Consider the following 21,056-nt stretch of genomic DNA (forward strand, 5'->3'; position numbering starts at 1 on the left):
GGGTGCGGGGTGCGGGGTGTGCGGGGGCGGACTGGTGGCCGGGGCCCGTCCGGGCTGGACGGGGAGTCTCCTCGGGCGAGCCCCGGCGGTCGGTACGGGCTCTCGCCCGGCTGTTCGCGGGCCGCCCGGTCGTGCGCGGGCCGCCCGGTCCTTCTCAGGCCGTCGTCAACTGGTGTCGAAGACGGCGTCCCGGGCCTGTTCCAGCGCGACGTGCAGAGCACCGACGAGAATCGGGTCGCCTTCCAGCTCGCTGATGCGCAGCAGCGGCCTCGGCAGCGCGAGCCCGGTCAGTTCGGCCTCGACCCGCGTGCGCAGCTCCTCGCCCCCGGCCTCGGCGACCTGCCCCGAGAGCACGACGAGTTCGGGGTCGACGACGGCGACGACCGCGGCTATCCCGGTGGCGAGCCGCCGCGCTGTCTCGTCGAGCACGGCCGGCACGGTGAGCGCCTCGGCGAGCGGGGCCCCGCCCGCGAGGGCCCGTACCGCCGGGACGGACACGAGGCTCTGGAGGCCACCGCCCCCGTCGTCCCCGGCCGTCGCGCCCTCGCCGCCGCGCGCGAGCGGGGCGCCGGGCAGCGGCATGTAGCCGATCTCGCCCGCGCCGCCCGTCGCTCCGCGCAGGAGCGTGCCGCCGAGCACGATCGCGGCACCGACGCCGCGGTCCAGCCAGGCGAGCACGAAGTCGTCGTGGTCCTGTGCCGCGCCCTGGTACTGCTCGGCGAGCGCCGCGAGATTGACGTCGTTCTCGATCCGTACCGGCGTGCCGATCTCCTCGGCCAGCTCGGCGAGGAGCGTGCGGGAGTGCCAGCCGGGCAGATGCGGCGCGTAGCGCAGCTCGCCGCTGACCGGGTCGAGCGCCCCCGGGGTGCCGATCACGGTGTGGTGCAGGCGGTCGGCGCGCAGGCCGGCCTCGGCGAGCGCGGCCTCGACGGCCTCGCGCACGAGCTGCGCGGTCCTGTTGCGTACGTTCTCGGCGACCGCGTCGGCCCCGACGCGCCCGCGCCCGGCCACCCGGCCCGTGACATCCGCCACGAGGGCGCTGATCCCGGTGTGCCCGACGCTCAGGGCGGCGACGTGCGCCGCGCTCGGCTCCACCTCGTACAGCAGCGCCTTCGGGCCCGGCCGGCCGCTCTCGCTCCCGCTGCTCCGCACGAGCCCGGCGTTTTCGAGCCGTGCGAGCAACTGCGAGGTCGTCGGCTTGGAGAGCCCGGTCAGCTCCCCTATCCGCGTCCGCGTGAGCGGTCCGTGCAGGACGAGCAGGTCGAGAGCGGCGCGGTCGTTCATCGCGCGCAGGACGGCGGGGGTGCCGGGCGTCGCGGCCGGGGTGCCGGGGGTGGTGCTGGAAGCCATCGCCTGCGACCCGCCCTTCGGGGGTTCCTGACCCTCCCACAGCATTGTTAGGAAGGTTTCCTATCGGTGGCAGGAACCTAAAGGACAGGGGGACGGGAGTCAATAGCCGGGTTTCGGGAGGGGAGGAGGGGCGTCTACGTGGCGAATTGGCGCGAGGTGCGATAAATGCGGGCAAACCGTGCACGAGGGTGTGAATGACCTGCGGGCCGGTGGCGGCGAAGGCCGCTCAGGGCGTCGGCGCGGCGTCAGTGGACCGCGCGGCGGCGGGGGCGCTCCCGGCCTCGACGGGGTGCGAGGCCGGTGCGGCGGGCGGCGGGGGAGCCCCCCTGACCGCCGGGCTCATGGGGCGCCGTTCTCGCCCGGCGCACCTCGCACAGGCGCCGGGGCGCCCTCACTTCTGCAACGGTGTCTGCGGCGGCAGCGGGCTCGCGTTCAGCGTCTGCGGCGACGTCGACGACGCGTACGCCGAGGGGGCCGCCACACCCGCCGCCGCGTCCGAGCCGTCCGCCGCCGGGGACGAGACCGGCATACCGCCGACGATGCTGATGTCCTCCTGATCGAAGGCGTGCTTGATGCGCCAGCGCAGTTCGCGCTCCACCGCGACCGCCTGGCCCGGCATCGTACGGGCCGCCACGCGGACCACCATCGAGTCCAGGAGCACCGACTCCAGGCCCAGCGTCTCCACCGGGCCCCACAGCCGCTCGCTCCAGGGCTCCTCCTTGCTCATCGCCTCGGCCACGGACGCCAGCGTCGCCTTGACCCTGTCCAGGTCCTCGTCCGTCTTGACGGTCACGTCCACGCCCGCCGTCGCCCAGCCCTGGCTCAGGTTGCCGATCCGCTTGACCTCGCCGTTGCGGATGTACCAGATCTCGCCGTTGTCCCCGCGCAGCTTCGTCACGCGCAGCCCCACCTCGATCACCTCGCCGCTGGCCACGCCCGCGTCGATCGTGTCGCCGACCCCGTACTGGTCCTCCAGGATCATGAAGACGCCCGAGAGGAAGTCCGTCACGAGGTTCCGCGCCCCGAAACCGATCGCGACGCCCGCGACGCCCGCCGAGGCGAGCAGCGGCGCCAGGTTGATCTTGAAGGTGGACAGCACCATGAGGGCCGCCGTGCCGAGGATCAGGAACGAGGCGACGGAGCGGAGGACGGACCCTATGGCCTCCGAGCGCTGGCGGCGGCGCTCCGCGTTGACGAGCAGCCCGCCGAGCGCGGTGGTCGCCGCGTTCTCGCCCGGGCGGTTCATCCGGGCGATGAAGCGGGTGATCGTACGGCGTACGACTTGGCGCAGGACGAGCGCGATGACCACGATCAGGACGATGCGCAGCCCCACGCCGAGCCAGTCGGACCAGTTCTCGCGCACCCAGCCGGCCGCGTCCGTGGCGCTCTCCTGGGCGTCCTGGAAAGTGACCGGATCAGGGCTCGCACCGGTGGCCGAGAGGACGGGGGACACCACGGGGACCTCCATGTTCGGGGACGATTCACCACACTAACGGGGCAGCGCGGGGGCTCCGCGGCTCGTGCGCTCCGGGGCCGCTCCGCCCCAGGCAGCGGCCCCGCGGCGGGACCCGCTGTGGGCGAAAACACGTCGGGCCCGTTACCCGTCCATGGTGGCGCCGCCACCCGGCCCGGGGTGAGACTGGAGCGGATCGTCCCGGCGCGAGCCACGCGCCGCCGGCGTACAAGGAGGCACACGTGCCGCACGTCCTCGTCCTCAACGCGTCGTACGAGCCCCTCGGCGTCGTACCGCTCCGCCGCGCGCTCGTCCTCGTGCTGGAGAACAAGGCCCAGTGCCTGGAGGAGACCGGCGTCCTCCTCCGCAGCGCGAGCCGCACGGTCCCCGCACCCAGCGTGGTCCGGCTCAAGCGCTACGTCCGGGTGCCCTACCGGGGGCCCGTGCCGCTCACCCGTCGCGCCCTCTTCGCCCGCGACGGCGGGAAGTGCGCCTACTGCGGGTCCGTCGCCACGAGCGTCGACCACGTCGTGCCGCGCAGCAGAGGCGGCCGGCACGCCTGGGACAACGTCGTCGCGTCCTGCCGCCGCTGCAACCACACCAAGGCCGACCGCTACCTCGCCGACCTCGGCTGGCGCCTGCGCCACGCCCCCGCCCCGCCCTCCGGGCTCGCCTGGCGGATCATCGGGACGGGGCACAGGGACCCGAGCTGGCTGCCCTACCTGCGCCCCTTCGGTGCCGACGACGCCCTCGCGCGCATCGAGGCGCTCGGCGGGCAGCAGGCCGGAGAGGCGGCGGAGGGCTGGGGAACGGTGGCGGGCCAGGGCCTCGGCTCAGGGGGCCAGGGGCGCGGTGCCGGGAGCCAGGGCCTCGGCGCCGCCGGCCAGAGCCTCGGCTCCGGGGGTGCCCAGCCCTTCGGCGGGGTGTCCCCGGCCGCCACCGCCTGAGCGGCCTCCTCGGCGGGCCGACCGCGCCTTTTCCCCTCGAACCGGAGGCGCCGCGTCCCCCCGCGGAGGCGCCATGTATCCCCCGCAGCCGCGCCGCGCCTCCCTCAGCGGCCCGGTTCCCAGCCCAGCGCGGGGCCCAGGTGGTGCGCGAAGTCGCCGAGGATCTGGACGTAGTCCTCGTAGGCGAAGTCGAAGGGCAGCGCGAAGGCGACCTCGTCGACCTCCTGGAAGGCCACGTCCGCGTGGAGCCGCTCGGCGAGTTCGGCGGAGGGGCCCACGAGGTCGGGCGCGAAGAGCAGCCTGGCGGGACCCTGCGGCTCCCTCGTGCGGGGCAGGCGCTCGCGCGCGTACGCCTCGTAGCGCTCCCGTTGCGCGGGCGTCGCCGAGTCCGTCGGTACCACGACGAGGCCCTGCGAGACGCGGGCGCGGGCGCCGTCCGGGTGGGCCGCGCGGAAGGCGCGGATCTGCGCGCGCTGAAGCGCGGCGAACGGCGGGACTCCGTCGGCCGGGGCGACCTCGGGGTCCCACTTCACGACGCTGCTCGTCAGCAGGTTGAGCCCCTGCTCCCCGGCCCACCGAGCCGACCGCAGGCTCCCCGCCCCGTACCACAGGCGCTCCGCGAGCCCCGGTGACCGCGGCTGCACGCGGTCGGAGCGGGCCTCGAAGCCCGTCGTCGCGCCGCCCGCCGTGACCGGCTCGCCGCGCACGCACGCGAGCAGCCGCGAGGCGCGCGCGTAGGAGAAGTCCTCGGCCTCCGCCGTGTCCGGGTACAGGGCGCCCTTGACCTCCTCGTACCGCGCCGGGGGCCCGACGCTGAAGCCGGGGTTGAGCCTGCCGCCCGAGAGCACGTCGACCGTCGCCCAGTCCTCCGCGAGCCGGAGCGGGTTCTCCCAGCCGAGCGGCGTGACGGCGGTGCCGAGCCCGATGCGCGAGGTCCGCTGGCTCGCTGCGGCGAGGACGGCGACGGGGGAGGAGATGCCGTACTGGAGATGGCGGTGGCGGACCCAGGCGGAGTCGAGGCCGAGGGACTCGCCGTGCGTGATGAGGTCGAGCGTGGCCTCGTGGCCCGCGCGCGGCGAGTCGGGGTCGAAGAGGCCGATCGTGAGGAAGCCGAGTGTGCTGAGCCGGGGCATGGGCGGACTCCGAGGGAGAGGGAGGAGAGGGCGCGGGAGGGGCGGGCGTGCTCCGGCGGAACCGGCGTCACTCCGGGAAGCGGAAGCCGTCCAGCGCCGCGTCGAAGGTGGGGCGGTACGTCTGCCACTTGGCGTTCGGCGCCGCGAGGTACAGCTCGTACATCGTGCCGTCCTTCGTCTTGAAGGCGAGTTCGGCCGCGCGCGAGCGCACATCGCCGTCGGTGTACGTGTACTCCCAGTAGGCCGCGTCGTGGCCCCGGTACGTCGTGCGCGACATCTTCTCGCGCTGGTAGGCGGCCACGCCGTGCGAGGTCTGGGGCTCCTCGGTCTCCTGCCAGTGCTGGAGCGGGTCGCCCGTGTACGTGCTGATGTCGACGCGCAGGTTCGCCGTCATGCCGGGCGCGTAGGCGAGGAAGGAGCCCTCGCCCGAGGACCGCTCCTTCCAGTCCTCCGGCATCGGCACAGCGACCCGGTCCTTCCGGACCTGCGCGAGGGCGTACCCCTCCGGCACCGGCGGGGCCGCCTGCTTCGCCGGGGACGCGGGGCCCGTGGCCGCGACCGGCTGCTTCGGGTCCGCCCGGGACCCCGTGCCTTCGCCCTCCCAGGGCCTGGTGACGAGCCCCGCCGACACGACGCCCGCCACGGCCACGGCGGCGAGCGTCCACCACAGGACCCGGCGCCGGGGCGTCCCCGCGGGACCGTCCGGCTGCGGCGTGTCCGGCGCGGCCGCCTGGTACGGGAAGGTGGGGGCCTCGCCGGGGAAGGTGGCGGCGAGAGCCGGGGAGGGGTAGACGGGCCCGCCGGGCGCGGGCCGCGCCGCCGCCGTCGCGGGGACCGGGCCCGTCCCGGCCGCCGTGAGGGGGGCGGCTCCGGCCACCGGCAGCGCCTCCGCCGCCTCCTGGCCCGGGTAGGGGCTGCCGCCCGACGGCGTCGCGTCGATCACCCGCGCCGTGACGTCCCCGCCGCCGCGCAGCGGCTCCGGCCAGCCGCCGTCCTCGCGCTCCGCGCGCTCCAGGAGCCGCGCCGCCGTCGCCGCGTCCATCCGGCGCGAGGGGTCCTTGACGAGGAGCCCTTCGAGCACGGCGGCCAGCGCTCCCGCGTGACGGGGCGGCGGGTGGGCCGCCTCGAAGATCGCGTACGCCGTCTCGATCGGTGTCGGCCGGTCGAAGGGGTGGTGCCCCTCGACGGCCTGGTAGAGCGTCGCGCCGAGCGCCCACAGGTCAGCGGGCGGGCCCGGCACGGCGATCCCGGTGCGCAGCCGCTCGGGCGCCAGGTACTGCACCGAGCCGATGAGTTCCCCGGTCCGCGTCAGCGAGGGCGTGCCGGGCTCGACGGCGATCCCGAAATCGGTGAGCACGACGCGCCCGCCCTCGCCGAGGAGCACGTTCGCCGGCTTCACGTCCCGGTGCAGCACGCCCACCGCGTGCGCGGCGGACAGCGCCGAGAGCATCGCCGCGCCGATGCGCGCGGCCTCGGGGACGGGCAGCGACCCCTCCTCGCGGAGCACGTCGGCCAGCGTCCGGGACGGCACGTACTCCATGACGATGCACGGCAGGCCGCTGTCGTCCACGACGTCGTGCACGACGATGACGTGGGGGTGCGTGATCATCGCGGCGCTGCGCGCCTCGCGCCGGGTGCGCGCGTACATGCGCTGGAGCTCGTCCTCGGCGAGGTGCGGCGGCACATGGAGCTTCTTCAGCGCGACGCGGCGCCCGAGCATCGTGTCCTCGGCGAGGTGGACGGTGCCCATGCCCCCGCTGCCGACCCGTTCGAGCAGCCGGTAGCGGCCACCAATGAGCCGGTCCTGTTCGGACACGTGCCTGCTCCCCTCGACCATCCGCTCAACCCTCCCTGGATACAGGGAAACAACAAGATAACTTGTACGAATTTCAGAGCGGCCCATGCCTGGTGCCGACCGCTCGATCCGGTGGTCCCGCACGGTCTCTCACCTGGCGTTCTTCCCTGTGGCACACAGGAGAGTGAACGCGCCGGAAAACATTGGTACTTCACCCCATTCGGTTAAATCCCCCGGTATTCGTGTGGGTGCGCGGCGGTGGGGCAGTCATTCCCCGGGCCGGGCGACAACCGGTCCGGGCCGGGCGACATCCGGCCGTACGGAGCGGGCCATCGGAGTGACCGGTCCCGCCGCACGAGAGTGAGTGAACATGCGTGCTGAGGCCACCCAGCGGGTCGCCCTCGTCTTCTCCCTGCTGGACGCCAACCGCAGTGGCGTGCTGGAGGCCGAGGACTTCACGCTCATGGCCGACCGGGTCGTCGCCGCGGCGCCCGAGGCCGCCGCCCCGGCCAAGGACCGGATGCGCGGGGCCTTCACGCGGTACTGGACGACCCTGCGCACGACGCTCGACACCAACGGCGACGGCGAGATCGACTTCGAGGAGTACGCGGCCTGCGTGCTCTCGCCCGAGCGTTTCGACGCGACCGTCGCCGAGTTCGCCGAAGCCCTCGCCGCCCTCGGCGACCCGGACGGCGACGGGCTCATCGACCGGCAGGACTTCCTCGCCCTCATGACCGCGATCGGCTTCGCGCCGGACAACACCGAGGCGCTCTTCGAAGCCTTCGGCCCGACGACGGCCGATCAGCTCCCCGTCCCCGTCTGGGTGGAGGGCATCAAGGACTTCTACGCCCCCGAGAAGGCCGACATCCCGGGCGACCAACTGGTCCCCGTGGTCGCGGCCTGAGCCGGGAAGCCCTGTCCCTCGAAATGAACGACATGAACGAGTACACCCCCGTATCCCCGGCCGGCCCCGCCCCCGCGGCGGACCCAGCGCCCACCGTCGGCCTCGCCGTCGGCCGGGGCACGGGCGAGGAGGTCGCCGCCGTCTTCACCCGCGTCCTCGGCCACCTCGCCACGCGCCACGAACGGCCCGTCACCCTCGTCCGCTCCCCCCGCGTCTACCACTCCTACGTCTCGCTGCGCCCGCTCGCCATCGAGCCGGGCGGGGCGGGTGTTCCCGAGATCCGCCGCCTCAGCGCGGAGGACGCCGCGCACTACGAGGAGTGGCTGCGCGCCCGGGCCGCCGCCGGGACCCGCGTCGTCTTCCGCACCGCCATCAACGCGCAGAGCCTGTACCTCGTACGGCAGCGACTGCGCGCGGTGAAGGTCGACACGCTCGACGCGGACGGGGCCAGACTGCTGCTCGTCCGCGACGAGGCACAGGGCTTCTACACGGGAGGGAACACCCACACCCCGGGGCACGTCTCCCGCACCACCGAGTTCAGCCGCGAGATCACCGAGCAACTCCTCGCCTACGCGCTGCGCCGCGCCCGCGAGGAGTGGCCCGAGGGCCCGGCCCGCATCGTCATGGCGTACAAGTTCCATCTCCTCGACGGGGCGCTCGACGCCTGGGTGAGGGACTTCGCCGCGCGCGAGGGCATCGAGGTCGGCGTCTTCCAGCCCGACACGGTCAACCGCAACCTCGTCGCCCACCGGCCCGAGGACCGCACCGTCCTCCTCGCGGGCAACGAGTGGGCCGACATCATGCACCTCGTCCTCCTCGACCGCTACGGATCGGGCCGCCAGGAGGACCACTGCACCCGCAACGTCCACCTGGACCCGGACGTCGCGGGACTCGTCGAGTACCAGACGGTGCACGGCTCCGCCGACGACCTGGAGGGCCGCGACCTCCTCAACCCCGTCGCGACCCTGCGCGCCGCCGCCGCGATCGCCGAGCGGTACGTGGGCTGTACGGGGGCCGAGGCTGCCGCCGAGGCGGCGCTCGCCCGGCTCGGCTCCGCCGGGATCCGTACCCCCGACCAGGGCGGCAAGCACGCGACGACCGGTGTCGTGGACGCGTTCCTCGGGGAACTCGGGGCGCACCCGCCCGCGTCGGCGGAGGAGCCCGCGCGGGCCGGTGCTTCGGCGCAGACCTGGGCTCCCGTTCCGGCCGGGGCGCCGGTACCGGTGACGGCGACCCTCGCGCAGGCGCTGGTGCCCGCCCCGGGACAGGACCGCGCCCCGGGGCTCGCGAGGTGAGCGGCCAAGGCGGCACCGCCCTCGTCGTCGTCGATCTCCAGAACGACTTCTGCGAGGGCCCGCTCGCCGCGTCCCGCTACCCCGGCGAGCCCGCCGTGCTCACCGCCGTCGTCCACAACACGGCCAGAGCCGTCACCACGGCCCGCGACGCCGGGGTCCCCGTCGTCTGGGTCCGCTTCCTCGGCGACCCCGCGCACCAGGGCCCCGCCTGGCGCAGCCGCGACCGCGCCAGGGGGCGCCCGCCCAAGTGCCTCGAAGGCTCCTGGGGCGCCGCTCTCGCCGCCCCGCTCGAAGCCGCCCCGCACGAGGCCGACTTCCTCAAACGCGCCTGCTTCGACGCCTTCCTCTGCGAGGGCTTCGAGGACCACCTGCGCCGTCTCGGCGCGGGCCACCTCGTCCTCGCGGGCGTCTTCACCGACATCTGCGTCGACAGCACCGCCCGTACCGCCTTCCAGAAGGGCTTCCACCTCACCCTCCTCGCCGACTGCACCACCGCCCTGCACACCCCCGACACACAGATCCTCACCTTCATGCACCGCCTCTACGGTGCCCGCGTCGTCCCCCACGCGCGCGCGGAGACGTGGACACGGCACCCGGAGACGATCCCGGGTCCCCAGGTACCGGTGGCGGGAGGCTCCTCATGAGCGACGCCCCGGGAGCGGGCCCGTGCGGTGCGGGGGTGCGCGGCGCGGTCGAGGCCGAGAGCGGTGTGGCAGTGCGGAGCGAGGCCGAGACCGGCGTGGCCCGCACCGCGCTGCTCGTCGCCGCCGCACGCGCCATCGAGACCCACCGTCCCGACGCCCTCGCCCGCGACCCCTACGCCGAGCACTTCGTGCGGGCCGCCGGGGGCTGCGCCGACTGGCCGCTGCACCCCGACGACGTGCCCGGCGGGGAGGCCGATCCGCTGTGGGGGCGCCTCGGCAGGTACTTCGCGCTGCGCACCCGCGTGCTCGACGACCACCTCGGATACGCGGCGCACAGCGGCGCACGACAGGTCGTGCTCCTCGGCGCCGGGCTCGACACCCGGGCCCTGCGGCTCCCCTGGCCGGAGGGGACGGTCGTCTACGAGATCGACCAGGCCCCCGTCCTCACCTTCAAGCAGCGCGTGCTCGACGCGCTGCCGCCCGTGCCGGGAGCCGCCGAACGACGGACCCTCGCCGCGGACGTGCGCGAGGACTGGGCCGGACCGCTCAAGGAAGCGGGCTTCGACCCCTCCCAGCGCACGGCCTGGCTCGCCGAGGGCCTCTTCCTCTACCTCCCCGCCGACGCCGAGGCGCGGCTCCTCGCCGACCTGCACGCCCACAGCGCGCCGGGCAGCAGCCTCGCCTACGAGATCAAGCTCGGCCTCGAAACGGCGGCCGTCCGCGACTCCCCGGTCTACGCCCACACCCGCGAGCGCCTCGGGATCGACCTCCTCGGCCTGTTCGACACCGAACCCCGCCCCGACTCCGCCGCCACCCTCGCGGAGCTCGGCTGGCGCACCGAGACCCGCACTCCCTTCGATCACAGCCACGCCCTGGGCCGGGGCCCGCTGCCCGAGCCGAACGACGCCCTGGCGGCGAACCGGTGGGTGTTCGCACTGAAGTGACACGCCACACGGAGACGGGACGCCGCGCTGAGGCGGGAGGCCGCAGCGCGAGGGGACACCGGGCTGCGACGGGATGCCGCACGGAGACGGGATGCCGGGCTGCGACGGGATGCCGCACGGAGTCGGGATACCCGGCTGCGACGGGATGCCGGAAGAAAAGCGGCCCGCACGAACTCGTGCCCCGCTCCTCCGGCGCGGGCGGCGCGGGGCACGGGGCGGAGGCCCAGGAACCCTCCGGCGGGACGGCGCGCCACACCCCCGCCCCCGCACCCGCGCGCCAAAATGTGACCCGCGCCACCTCCCGGCCCCAATCACGGGTGTCCCCGCCCCCAGCGGGTAGGGCTGCGTCTACCACGCACCCCACCCGAGGAGGCCCCCGTGGGAACACCGGCTCAACTGCTTCTGTCCGCCCTCTCCAAACGCCCGGACCTGCCGGCATCCCCGGTCGACCGCCACCGCCTCGCTGACTTCCGGCGTCCGCGACCCGCACGGCCCGACCTGTCGGCAGCGTCCGATCCCGACGCCGGCCTCCCCGGCGCCGCCTCGCACGGCGCCCAGGAACCCCCGCTGACCAGCGAACCTCCCCTCACCGACACCGCACCGCTGACGAGCGAGCCCCCGCTCGCCGAGGCGGTCCCCCTCACCAGCGAGCCCCCGTTCGCCGACCCGCATCCCGCCGAAACCCCCGCCGAGACCTACGCGCCCGGAAGGCCCTGCGTGGCCGTCTGACCTCCGGCCGCGCGACCGAGAGAAAGCGGACCCGACATGGCACTCGCCCGGCTCGCCGCGCTCCACGGAGTGGCCACCTCCTACTCGCAGGGGCCGGGGCAGACCGTCGACGTGCCCCGCTCCGCCGTCGTCGCCGCGCTTGCCGCGCTCGGCGTGGACGCCGCCACGCCCGAGTCGGCGGCGGCGGCGCTCGCGGCGGCCGAGGCCGAGCGCGAGCGCCGGGTGCTGCCCCCGACCGTCGTCGTGTGGAGCCCGCCGGACGAGGCCGAGGGCCCGGTCGCCCCACCGCGGGCCCTCGCGGACCTCCCCGTGGGCACCCGCTGCTCGGCCCGTACCGAGGACGGCGGGGTCACGGAGTGGACGGCCGCGCCCGGTGAGGCCGCCCCCGCTCTCCCGCTCGGTGTCCACGGCCTCCAGGTGCTCACCCCGGACGGCCGCGCCGCGCAGGTCCACCTCGTCGTCGCCCCCGACCACGCCCCCACGCCCACGGGCCGCGCCAGCGGGCTGCTCGTCCAGCTCTACTCCCTCCTTTCCGCACGCTCCTGGGGCATGGGCGACCTCGGCGACCTCGCGGCGCTCGCCGGCTGGGCCGCCCGCACCCACGACCTCGGCTTCGTCCAGGTCAACCCGCTCCACGCGGCCGTCCCGGGCGAGCCCACCGACCCTTCCCCGTACCGCCCCTCCTCGCGCCGCTTCCCCGACCCCGTGCACCTGCGCGTCGAGGACGTCCCCGAGTACGCCTACCTGGACGCGGCGGCGCGCGCCCGTATCGCGCCGCTCCTGGACGCCGCCGCGGGACTGCGCCACGCCGTCCTGCGCGAGGACGCGCTCATCGACCGCGACGCCGTGTGGGCCCTCAAGCGGCCCGCGCTCGCCGAGGTCTGCGCCGTGCCGCTCGACCCCGGCCGCGCCGCCGCGCGGGACGCCTACTACGCCGAGCACGGCGAGGCGCTCGACGACCACGCCACATGGTGCGCGCTCGTCGAGGCGTACGGGCCCGAACGATCCACCTGGCCGGGCGGGCTCCAGGACCCGCGCTCGGCGGCGACCGCCCGCGCGCGCGGCGACCTCGCCGAGAGCGTCGCCTTCCACCGCCACCTCGCCTGGCTCACCGAGGAACAACTGCGCGCGGCCCAGCGCACCGCGCGCGAGGCAGGGATGCCCGTCGGCCTCGTCCACGACCTCGCCGTCGGCGTCCACCCCGAGGGCGCGGACGCCTGGGCGCAGCGCGACGTCTTCGCCGCCGGGATCTCCGTCGGCGCCCCGCCCGACGCCTTCAACGCGCGCGGCCAGGACTGGGGGCTCCCGCCCTGGCGCCCCGACCGCCTCGCCGCCTCCGGCTACGCCCCCTACCGGGCCCTGCTCCGCGCCCTCTTCGGCTACGCGGGCGCGGTCCGCATCGACCACGTCATGGGCCTCTTCCGCCTGTGGTGGATCCCGGCGGGCGAGGAGCCGACGGCCGGTACGTACGTGCGCTACGACGCCGAGGCGATGCTCGCCGTGCTGTGCCTGGAGGCGCACCGCGCGGGTTCGCTCGTCATCGGCGAGGACCTCGGCACCGTCGAGCCGGGCGTGCGCGACGCGCTCGCGCGGCGCGGCATCCTCGGCACCTCCGTGCTGTGGTTCGAACGCGACTGGGCGGACGGCGCCCGCCCGCTCGCCCCCGAGGAGTGGCGCCCCGGTGCCCTCGCCACCGCCACGACGCACGACCTGCCGCCCACCGCCGCGCGCTTCACCGGCGACGACGTCATCCTGCGCGAACGGCTCGGCCTGCTCACCGGCCCCTACGAGGAGGAGCGCGCGCGGGCCGAGGCCGAACTGGGCGAATGGCTCGACCGCCTCGGCGCCCTGCGGCTCCTGCCGGAAGGCCCCGGGGACGAGGAAGGCGTGATCCGCGCGGTGCACCGCTTCCTGCTGCGCACCCCGGCCGCGCTCACCGGCATCTGGCTCCCTGACACCGTCGGCGACCGCCGCCCGCAGAACCTGCCCGGGACCTGGACCGAGTACCCCAACTGGCGCCTCCCCCTCTCCGACGCGAAAGGGCGCGCGCTGAGCCTGGAGGAACTGACGGCTTCGCAGCGGGTGGCGGAGTTCTTCGCGGGGCTGCGGGACGGGGTGGGGGAACCGGGGGACTGGTGAGCGCGGGGGGCCGGTGAGTGGCGGCTCCGGCGTGGGCCTTCGGCGGGCGGGGGCTTCGTGGGGTGGGGTCCCGTCGCGCGGGGGCTCGTTGCCGGGCGGGGGCCTCCGGCGGGCCGGTCTTGGGCCGGCCTCCGGCGAGCCGGCCTTCGGTGAAGGGCGTGGGTGTCCGGCGTGTTGCGGAAGTACCTCCCCATACGGCCCCCCGCCCGCGTGTCGCGGAAGCCGCCCGGCTAAGTTGGGAGCGTGGACAAGAAGCCCGTGGACAAGAAGAACTCCCTGCGCGCCGGCACCCTCGCCGCCGGTACGACGCTGCTCATGCTGGCCATGACGTCCCCCGCTCTCGCGCTCACCCGCGACGACGGCGACGACCCCGGCCCCGGCCTGAGCGTGATCCAGACCCTCGGTCTGTTCGTCGGCATCCCGATCCTCGCCTTCCTGGTGATCGCGGGCCTCGTGATGGTCGGCTCCAAGAAGAGCGCGGGCCGGCAGTCGCATTCCTGAGCCGCGCCGCTTCCCGTCCGCCGGACCGGCCGGACCGTTCTCCTCCCCACGGGTGAGGACAAGGGTCCGGCCTCTGGTGTGCCCGCCCGGACCAGCCCGGGCGGACGCGGCCGGTCCGGCGCATACCGGCGCACCGTGGCCGGGCATAGCATCCGGCGCATGGCCACCCACCTGAGCGATTCCGCCCGCGCGTTCCTCGCGCGCCCCCTCTACGCCGTCCTCGCCACCACCGGCGCCGACGGCGCCCCCGCGACCTCCGTCGTCTGGTACGGCCTCGACGGCGACGACATCGTCGTCTCCTCGCAGGAGGGCCGCCTCAAGGTCCGCAACGCCCGGCTGCGCCCGGCCGTCAGCCTCTGCGTCTACGACCCCGAGGACCCGCAACGGTACGTCGAGGTGCGGGGCACGGCGCTGGTCTCCGAGGACGAGGAGCGGGCCACCGCCGTCCGCCTCGCCGAGCGCTACGCGGGTCCGGGCGCGGGCGAGAACTTCCTCCGGCAGCCGCCGGAGGACCTCCGCGTCGTCCTGCGCATCACCCCGGAACGGATCACGGGCAACGCCCGCTGACCCGGATGCGGGCCTCGCACCCGGCACACCACTGCCCGGCACACCGCGCCCGGCTCCCGCACGCCCGGGCCGCCGACGGGCCGCGCTGACGCGAGAGGGGCCCCGGAGCGGTCGGCTCCGGGGCCCCTCTCGGCACGGTGCGGGATCAGGCGAGACGTCGGCCCGTCACCTTGCGCACGCAGGCCGTGACCGGCAGCGCGGCGGCGAGGGCGACCTGAAGGCAGCAGCCCGTCACGAGCAGCGTCTCGCCACCGGGGCAGTCCAGCGCCCAGGCCACGAGGCAACCGATGTTGACGGCGCCCCACGCGGCGGTGGCCACGGCCAGCCGCCCGGTCGGCTTCGGGTACGCGACCCGGCTGATCATGAGGTACGCGATCGCGAGCACCGCGAGGACGGTGACGACGAAGGGAAGCTGGAGCAGCACGACGGACAGCACGGTGAGCGCGGCGAAGGGGATCGGCATCCCCTCGAACATCCCGTCCCGCATCGTCGTGATGGAGAAGCGCGCGAGCCGCATCACTCCGCCGAGGAGCACCGCGACGGCCGAGACCGTCGTGAGCCCGAGGTGGTTCTCGCCGCCGCCGACGAGGCCCCAGACGAGCACGAAGTAGGCGGGCGCGAGGCCGAAGCTGATGAGGTCCGAGAGGTTGTCCAGCTCGGGACCCATCCCGGAGCCGCCGAAGCGCCGCGCGACGATCCCGTCGCACAGGTCGAAGAGCGCGCCGAGCAGGATGAACATCACCGCCGACGCCCCGCCCTGCCGCACCCCGTCGCCACTCGTCCCGTCGAGCAGATGCGGGATGAGGACGGCGGTGGTGACGCAGTAGATCGCGGCGAAGCCGCACACCGCGTTGCCGAGCGTGAGCAGGTCCGCGAACGAGAGCCGCAGGCGGACCTCCTCCTCGACCCCGCTGCCGCCCGCAGGGGCGCCGGACGGGGTACCGGGAGAGGGGACGGAGGGCACCTCGACGAGAGCGGTGCCGGTGCCCGTGACGGGGCGGGCCGGGGAGGGGGAGGGAACGGACGCGCTGAGCGGGGTGCGTCCTGCCCCGGCGCCGGGGCGGTGGACCTGGCGGGGGAGGCGGGAGAGACGGTCCGTACGCCGGCCCCTCCGCCAGGTCCTGGTGGTCGTCTCCGGTTCGGTGACGCTCAAAATCATGCTCCTTGGGGGAACTTGAAGGTGTTCCGGAGCGATGGACGCCACTGCGCCGCGCTGCTCCGGGAGTCGCGACAAGGCACGTCACCAATGGGGGACGGACATGCCCGAACCTTGACGGCTCGTCACCGCGAAGTGGCCACTGTAGCGAGCGGGGGGCGCGCTCGGATGACTCCGGGCACCCATCGACCCCTCCACGACCCCCCGAATTCTCCCGATAAGACGCTCGCTGATGGCCCGTCAGTTCCTTTGTGGGCAAGCAATATGACCCGGAAGGCGCATCGGTGAAGCGAAAGCGCCGCGCCCCGCCGCCCCGCCAGCCACCCCGGGCGTGGATCCGCTCACTCTCGGCCGATCGGCGCCGTGCGCTGGAGCGGCCGGGGGTGCGCATCGTGGGGGGGGCGTGCGCGTCCGGTCCCGGCTGTGGGGCAGTCCGTGGGGCGGGGCGGGTCCCTGTTGGTCCAGCCCTCGGGGCGGGCGCTGGATCGGCCTCAGAGGCGCGGACGGGGCCCCGGCGCGGGGCGCTGGACGGGTCGGACGCGCGCATGGGGCTTCGGCGCGGGTGCTGGACGAGGCCGGGACTCTCGCGCGGGTTGCTGGTCGAGGTACAAGCGCCGATCGGGCTCCGGGCGGGCGCCGGACAGCCCTCCGCCCACGACCCGGCGCCCTGGCCACGGAGTGCCATCCCCTCGGCCCCGCGCGCCCCCGCCTGCTGTCCCCGGCGGAGGTTGCGCGGCTTGGGAGGCCGGAGGGTCCGGTGTCCCTGGCGGGGGTGGTGCGCCTCGGGAGGCCGGGCCGTCCGGTGTTCCCGGCAAGGGCTACGCGCCCCGGAGCCCGGCGCCCCGAGCGAGGGCTGCGCCCCCCACAGCCCTGACCGCCCGCCGCTCCCCGGGCGGGTTGACCCCGGCCAGCCGTCCCCGGCGGAACCGGGCCGCCGGAGGCACGGTTCCGCCGGGGACTCGGCTCCGCGGGGACTCGGCTCCGCGGGGACTCGGCTCCGCCAGGGGGCTCGGCTCAGCGTCCTGCGGCCGCGTCCGCCGACTGGGCCTTCAGCGCGCGCTCGATGCCCGCGCGGGACTCCGTCACCAGGCGGCGCAGGGCGTCCGAAGGCTCGGCGGACCTGAGCCAGGCATCCGTGGCCGCCAGGGTGTCCTCGCTCACCTGGAGCGCCGGGTAGAGGCCCACCGCGATCTGCTGTGCCATCTCGTGCGAGCGGCTGTTCCACACCTCGCCCACGCCGGCGAAGTACTTCTCCGTGTACGGGGCGAGCAGCTCACGCTGGTCCGTCTGCACGAAGCCGAGGATCACGGCCTCCTGCACCGCGTTCGGCAGCGTGTCGGCCTCGACGACCGAGGCCCACGCCTCCGCCTTCGCCTCCTCGGTCGGGCGCGCGGCACGGGCCGTCGCCGCGTGCCGCTCGCCTGCCGCCGTACGGTCCTTGGCGAACTCGGCGTCGATCTCCTCGGTGTCGTACCGCCCCACCGCGGCGAGCCGCTGCACGAAGGCCCAGCGCAGCTCCGCGTCCACGGCGAGGCCCTCGATGGTCTGCGTGCCCTCCAGGAGGCCGACGAGGATGTCGAGCTGGTCCGGCGTGCGCGCGGTGTCGGCGAAGGCACGGGCCCAGGCGAGCTGGTGGTCGCTGCCAGGGGCCGAGGCCCGCAGGTGCGCCAGCGTCGCGTCGGTCCAGCGGGTCAGCCCGCGGTCGCGCCAGGCCGGGTCCGCGTACTGGTCGATCGCGAGCTTCGCCTGCCGCTGGAGCGACTGCACGACCCCGATGTCGGACTCCTTGCCGACCCCGCGCAGCACCAGCTCCACGTAGTCGCGCGCCGCCATCTCGGCGTCACGCGTCATGTCCCAGGCCGCCGCCCAGCACAGGGCGCGCGGCAGCGACTCCTCGAAGTCGCCCAGGTGCTCGGTGACGACCTTCAACGAGTCCTCGTCGAGGCGCACCTTGGCGTAGGAGAGGTCGTCGTCGTTGAGGAGCACGACGGCGGGACGCGGCTTGCCGACGAGCGCCTCGACGGGCGTCAGCTCCCCGTCCACGTCCAGTTCCACGCGGTCGGTGCGCACGAGCTTGCCGTCCGCGCCCAGCTCGTAGAGCCCGATCGCGATGCGGTGCGGGCGCAGGACGGCCTCGCCGCGCGCCCCGGCGGGCAGCGCAGGCGCCTCCTGCTTGACGGCGAAGGAGGTGATGCGGCCCTCGCTGTCGACGTCGATCACCGGGCGCAGCACGTTGATGCCTGCGGTCTGGAGCCACTTCTGCGCCCACGTCGACAGGTCACGCCCGGAGGTCTCCTCCAGGGCGCCGAGCAGGTCGCTGAGCCGCGTGTTGCCGAAGGCATGCCGCTTGAAGTACGCCTGCACCCCGGCGAAGAACTCGTCCATGCCCACGTAGGCGACGAGCTGCTTGAGGACGCTCGCGCCCTTCGCGTAGGTGATCCCGTCGAAGTTGACGAGGACATCGTCGAGATCCTTGATCTCCGCCATGATCGGGTGCGTGGAGGGCAGTTGGTCCTGCCGGTAGGCCCACGTCTTCTCGGTGTTGGCGAAGGTCGTCCAGGAGGCCGGCCAGCGCGTGCCGGGCGCGTGCGCCTGGCAGGCGACCGACGTGTAGGTGGCGAAGGACTCGTTGAGCCACAGGTCGTTCCACCACTCCATCGTCACGAGGTCGCCGAACCACATGTGGGCCAGCTCGTGCAGGATGGTCTCGGCGCGCCGCTCGTAGGCCGCGTCCGTCACCTTGGAGCGGAAGACGTACTGGTCGCGAATGGTCACCGCGCCCGCGTTCTCCATCGCGCCCGCGTTGAACTCCGGGACGAAGAGCTGGTCGTACTTCTCGAACGGGTACTGGTAGTCGAACTTCTCCTGGAACCAGGCGAAGCCCTGCCGGGTGACCTCGAAGATGTGCTCGGCGTCCAGATGCTCGGCGAGCGAGGGCCGGCAGTAGATCCCGAGCGGCACACGCTGCTCGCCGTTGACGTACTCGCTGTGCACCGCGTGGTACGGGCCCGCGATGAGCGCGGTGATGTACGAGGAGATGCGCGGTGTCGGCGCGAAGGACCACACCCCGTCCTTCGGCTCGGGCGTCGGCGAGTTCGAGACGACCGTCCAGCCCTCGGGGGCCCGCACGGTGAAGGTGAAGGCGGCCTTGAGGTCGGGCTGCTCGAAGCTGGCGAAGACGCGGCGCGCGTCCGGCACCTCGAACTGCGTGTACAGATAAGCCTGCTGGTCCACCGGGTCGACGAAACGGTGCAGGCCCTCACCGGTGTTGGTGTACGCGCAGTCGGCCACGACACGCAGCTCGTTGCGTCCCTCGCGCAGCCCGTCGAGGGCGATGCGGGAGTCGGCGAAGACCTGGGCGGGGTCCCGCGACTCGCCGTTGAGGACGACCTCGTGGACGGCGGGCGCGACGAGGTCGATGAACGTCGACGCGCCCGCCTCGGCCGCGTCGAAGCGCACAGTCGTCACGGAGCGGTACGTACCGCCTTCCTGCGCGCCGCTGAGGTCGAGGTCGATGTCGTAGGCATCGACCGTCAGCAGCCGCGCCCGCTCCTGCGCCTCTTCGCGGGTCAGATTCGTGCCAGGCACGCTCGCTCCTCGTCCTGCTCGGTCCGGTGCGGGAGGGGGAGGGCCCGCCGCGCCGAATGTCGGTTTCGATGTGTGATGGCGCCCATCCTTCCACGCGGGCGGGCCCCGGTGCGGTGCGGGAGGATCACGGATGGCCGCGCCGGACGCGGCGGGGCCGCTCGCCCTCGGGGGTCGCTCCGGGTTTTCCCCGAGAGCGCCTCCGGGTTCTGTTCGAGCTCGCCCCTGACCCATCCCTGAGACGGTTGTCAGGGATGACCCCGAGGGTCCTTGTCCCGTCCGCCCTCGTCCCTTCTCGCCGCCCCGGGAGGCCCATCCGGCTGCCCTGATATTTCCCTGAGCTCCGGCCGAGGCAGCCGGAACCTCTTTTTCAGCTCAGAACGGAGGCTCCTGCCCCCTCCGGCCGTTCTGCACCCCGTGCCACCCGCGGTACTATCCGCGCGCCGAGGCCCTGTCCCGGGCCGCGGCCGGGACCCGCGGGCCCGCCCGGCGCCAGGCGCCGAAGGGCCCCGTACGAGAGGCGGTGCGCGCCTGTGCCCGTGGACCACGACGTGCTGGTGTCAGGGGCCGGGATCGGCGGCCTCACCCTCGCGCTCTCCTTGCACGCCGCCGGCATCAGGGCGGCGGTCGTCGAGGCCGCCGACCTCGCGCCGCCCCTGGGCACGGGCGTGAGTCTGCCCCCCAGCGCCGTCGCCGAACTCACGGCCCTCGGCCTCGGTGAGACCCTCGCCCACCACGCCGTCGCGCCCGCCGTCCTCTCCCACTACGACCGGCACGGCGGCCACCTGTGGAGCGAACCGCGCGGCCTCGGCCTGGGGCACCCCGTGCCGCAGTACAGCATTCGCCGCGCCGTCCTCCAGGACCTCCTCCTCCAGGCGGTACGGACCAGACTCGGGACCGACGCGGTGCGCACCTCGACCGCCGTCGTCCGTTTCCACCAGAGCGAGAGCGACGGGGTACGGGTCGCCCTGCGCGGCGGTGGACGGGTGCGCACCGAGACGGCTCTCGCCCTGATAGGCGCGGACGGGCTGCGCTCCGCCGTCCGCGCCGGACTCCACCCCGGTGAGACGCCCCCGAGATGGAGCGGCGTGTGGTGGTGGCGCGGGCTCGTGCCCTGGCAGCCCGTCCTCGGCGGGCGCACCGTCATGGTCGCGGGCGGCGGCGGGGTACGGCTGCACGTCCACCCCGTCTCGTACCCGTACGACGACGGCGCGCAGCCCCCGCCCGCGTACGGCAACGGCCCCGGAGCCCCGTACGCGGGCTACCCCTACGAGAGCCTGCCGCGCCGCGGCCAGGCGCTCCTGCACTGGACCGCGAGCGTGCGGATCGATCCGGAGGGCCTGCCCGGCGGCGCGGGGGCGGCCGACTGGAACCGCAGGGGGCGGCTCGCCGAGGTGCTGCCGCACTACGCGGGCTGGCGCATCGGCGACCTCGACGTGCCGGCGCTGCTCGCCGCCACGCCCCGCATCCAGGGCGGCCCCCTCGTCGGCCGCGCGCCGCTCACCCGCTGGGGCCAGGGCCGCGTGAGCCTCATCGGCGACGCCGCGCACCCGCTGCTGCCCGCCGCGCCCGACGGCACCGGGCTCGCCGTCCTCGACGCGGCGGTCCTCGCCCGCTGCCTCGCCCGCACGACCCCCGACCGCGCCGCCGGAATGCGCCTCTACGAGAGCCACCGCGCCGCCCGCGTCGCCGCGCTCGACGCCATGGCACCCCCGCCCTGCGACACGCTCCTCGACCTCGTCGCCGCGCGGGCACCGGACGGGTTCGCGCAGGTCGGGGACGTGCTGACGGCCGACGAGCTGAACCGCTGGACGGCGGCGCATCGAGCGCTGGAAGCGGCGGCGGAGGCCTGGTGACCGCCCCCGGCCGGGACGCCGGCATGCCAGGACGCCGAAGGCGGAGACGCGTGCGGGG

General features: G+C 74.7%; 15 protein-coding genes and 1 pseudogene. 10 read left to right on the forward strand and 6 right to left on the reverse strand.

The features are described 5' to 3' along the window. Window positions 1-165: 165 nt before the first annotated feature. Complete coding sequence (locus IF99_RS0115895) at window positions 166-1,350, reverse strand: ROK family transcriptional regulator (protein ID WP_030997152.1); 1,185 nt, start codon at window positions 1,348-1,350, stop codon at window positions 166-168. Between the two features lie 391 nt (window positions 1,351-1,741). Continuing rightward, on the reverse strand, window positions 1,742-2,818 hold the full coding sequence (locus IF99_RS0115900) for a mechanosensitive ion channel family protein (RefSeq protein ID WP_030997153.1): 1,077 nt from the start codon (window positions 2,816-2,818) through the stop codon (window positions 1,742-1,744). A gap of 227 nt (window positions 2,819-3,045) precedes the next feature. Between IF99_RS0115900 and IF99_RS0115905 the strand changes: the two are divergent. Then, window positions 3,046-3,573, forward strand: a pseudogene (locus tag IF99_RS0115905) (HNH endonuclease); the annotation flags it as partial. Between the two features lie 281 nt (window positions 3,574-3,854). Here the strand turns inward: IF99_RS0115905 and IF99_RS0115910 are convergent. Continuing rightward, window positions 3,855-4,883 carry an LLM class flavin-dependent oxidoreductase gene (locus IF99_RS0115910; protein ID WP_030997155.1) on the reverse strand — a complete coding sequence of 343 codons (1,029 nt, stop codon included), beginning with the start codon at window positions 4,881-4,883 and terminating at the stop codon, window positions 3,855-3,857. 67 nt (window positions 4,884-4,950) lie between these two features. Further along, window positions 4,951-6,699: a serine/threonine-protein kinase gene (locus tag IF99_RS0115915; protein WP_037827033.1), complete on the reverse strand. Its 1,749-nt coding sequence runs from the start codon at window positions 6,697-6,699 to the stop codon at window positions 4,951-4,953. A 349-nt stretch (window positions 6,700-7,048) separates the two neighbouring features. Here IF99_RS0115915 and IF99_RS0115920 point away from each other — a divergent pair, with 349 nt between their 5' ends. The 8 genes from IF99_RS0115920 to IF99_RS0115955 all read left to right on the forward strand — a co-directional run bounded on the left by IF99_RS0115920 (window position 7,049) and on the right by IF99_RS0115955 (window position 14,401). After that, complete coding sequence (locus IF99_RS0115920; RefSeq protein ID WP_030997157.1) at window positions 7,049-7,582, forward strand: EF-hand domain-containing protein; 534 nt, start codon at window positions 7,049-7,051, stop codon at window positions 7,580-7,582. 23 nt (window positions 7,583-7,605) lie between these two features. Further along, window positions 7,606-8,877, forward strand: a complete 1,272-nt coding sequence (locus IF99_RS0115925; protein ID WP_030997158.1) for an isocitrate/isopropylmalate family dehydrogenase — start codon at window positions 7,606-7,608, stop codon at window positions 8,875-8,877. Further along, on the forward strand, window positions 8,874-9,521 hold the full coding sequence (locus tag IF99_RS0115930; protein WP_030997159.1) for a cysteine hydrolase family protein: 648 nt from the start codon (window positions 8,874-8,876) through the stop codon (window positions 9,519-9,521). The genes IF99_RS0115925 and IF99_RS0115930 overlap by 4 nt, the downstream gene beginning before the upstream one ends. Then, window positions 9,518-10,465: an SAM-dependent methyltransferase gene (locus IF99_RS0115935; RefSeq protein ID WP_037827026.1), complete on the forward strand. Its 948-nt coding sequence runs from the start codon at window positions 9,518-9,520 to the stop codon at window positions 10,463-10,465. Before IF99_RS0115930 ends, IF99_RS0115935 begins: the two co-directional genes overlap by 4 nt. Before the next feature lie 378 nt (window positions 10,466-10,843). Beyond that, entirely contained in the window at window positions 10,844-11,194 is a 351-nt protein-coding gene (locus IF99_RS30820; protein WP_037827029.1) for a hypothetical protein, read from the forward strand. A 36-nt stretch (window positions 11,195-11,230) separates the two neighbouring features. Then, window positions 11,231-13,333: a 4-alpha-glucanotransferase gene (malQ, locus tag IF99_RS0115945; RefSeq protein ID WP_030997162.1), complete on the forward strand. Its 2,103-nt coding sequence runs from the start codon at window positions 11,231-11,233 to the stop codon at window positions 13,331-13,333. A gap of 258 nt (window positions 13,334-13,591) precedes the next feature. Further along, complete coding sequence (locus tag IF99_RS0115950; RefSeq protein WP_030997163.1) at window positions 13,592-13,834, forward strand: hypothetical protein; 243 nt, start codon at window positions 13,592-13,594, stop codon at window positions 13,832-13,834. A gap of 159 nt (window positions 13,835-13,993) precedes the next feature. After that, window positions 13,994-14,401, forward strand: a complete 408-nt coding sequence (locus IF99_RS0115955) for a PPOX class F420-dependent oxidoreductase (protein ID WP_030997164.1) — start codon at window positions 13,994-13,996, stop codon at window positions 14,399-14,401. 145 nt (window positions 14,402-14,546) lie between these two features. On the opposite strand, the gene pssA is transcribed toward IF99_RS0115955, so the two are convergent. After that, window positions 14,547-15,560 carry a CDP-diacylglycerol--serine O-phosphatidyltransferase gene (pssA, locus tag IF99_RS0115960; protein WP_030997165.1) on the reverse strand — a complete coding sequence of 338 codons (1,014 nt, stop codon included), beginning with the start codon at window positions 15,558-15,560 and terminating at the stop codon, window positions 14,547-14,549. 1,011 nt (window positions 15,561-16,571) lie between these two features. Continuing rightward, on the reverse strand, window positions 16,572-19,145 hold the full coding sequence (gene pepN / locus IF99_RS0115965) for an aminopeptidase N (RefSeq protein WP_030997166.1): 2,574 nt from the start codon (window positions 19,143-19,145) through the stop codon (window positions 16,572-16,574). A 551-nt stretch (window positions 19,146-19,696) separates the two neighbouring features. On the opposite strand from pepN, the gene IF99_RS0115970 reads away from it, so the two are divergent. Next, complete coding sequence (locus tag IF99_RS0115970) at window positions 19,697-20,998, forward strand: FAD-dependent monooxygenase (RefSeq protein ID WP_324604381.1); 1,302 nt, start codon at window positions 19,697-19,699, stop codon at window positions 20,996-20,998. The last annotated feature ends 58 nt before the right edge of the window (window positions 20,999-21,056 follow it).

Source organism: Streptomyces sp. NRRL F-5630 (genome assembly GCF_000719475.1).
In the GTDB taxonomy this organism is placed as follows: domain Bacteria; phylum Actinomycetota; class Actinomycetes; order Streptomycetales; family Streptomycetaceae; genus Streptomyces.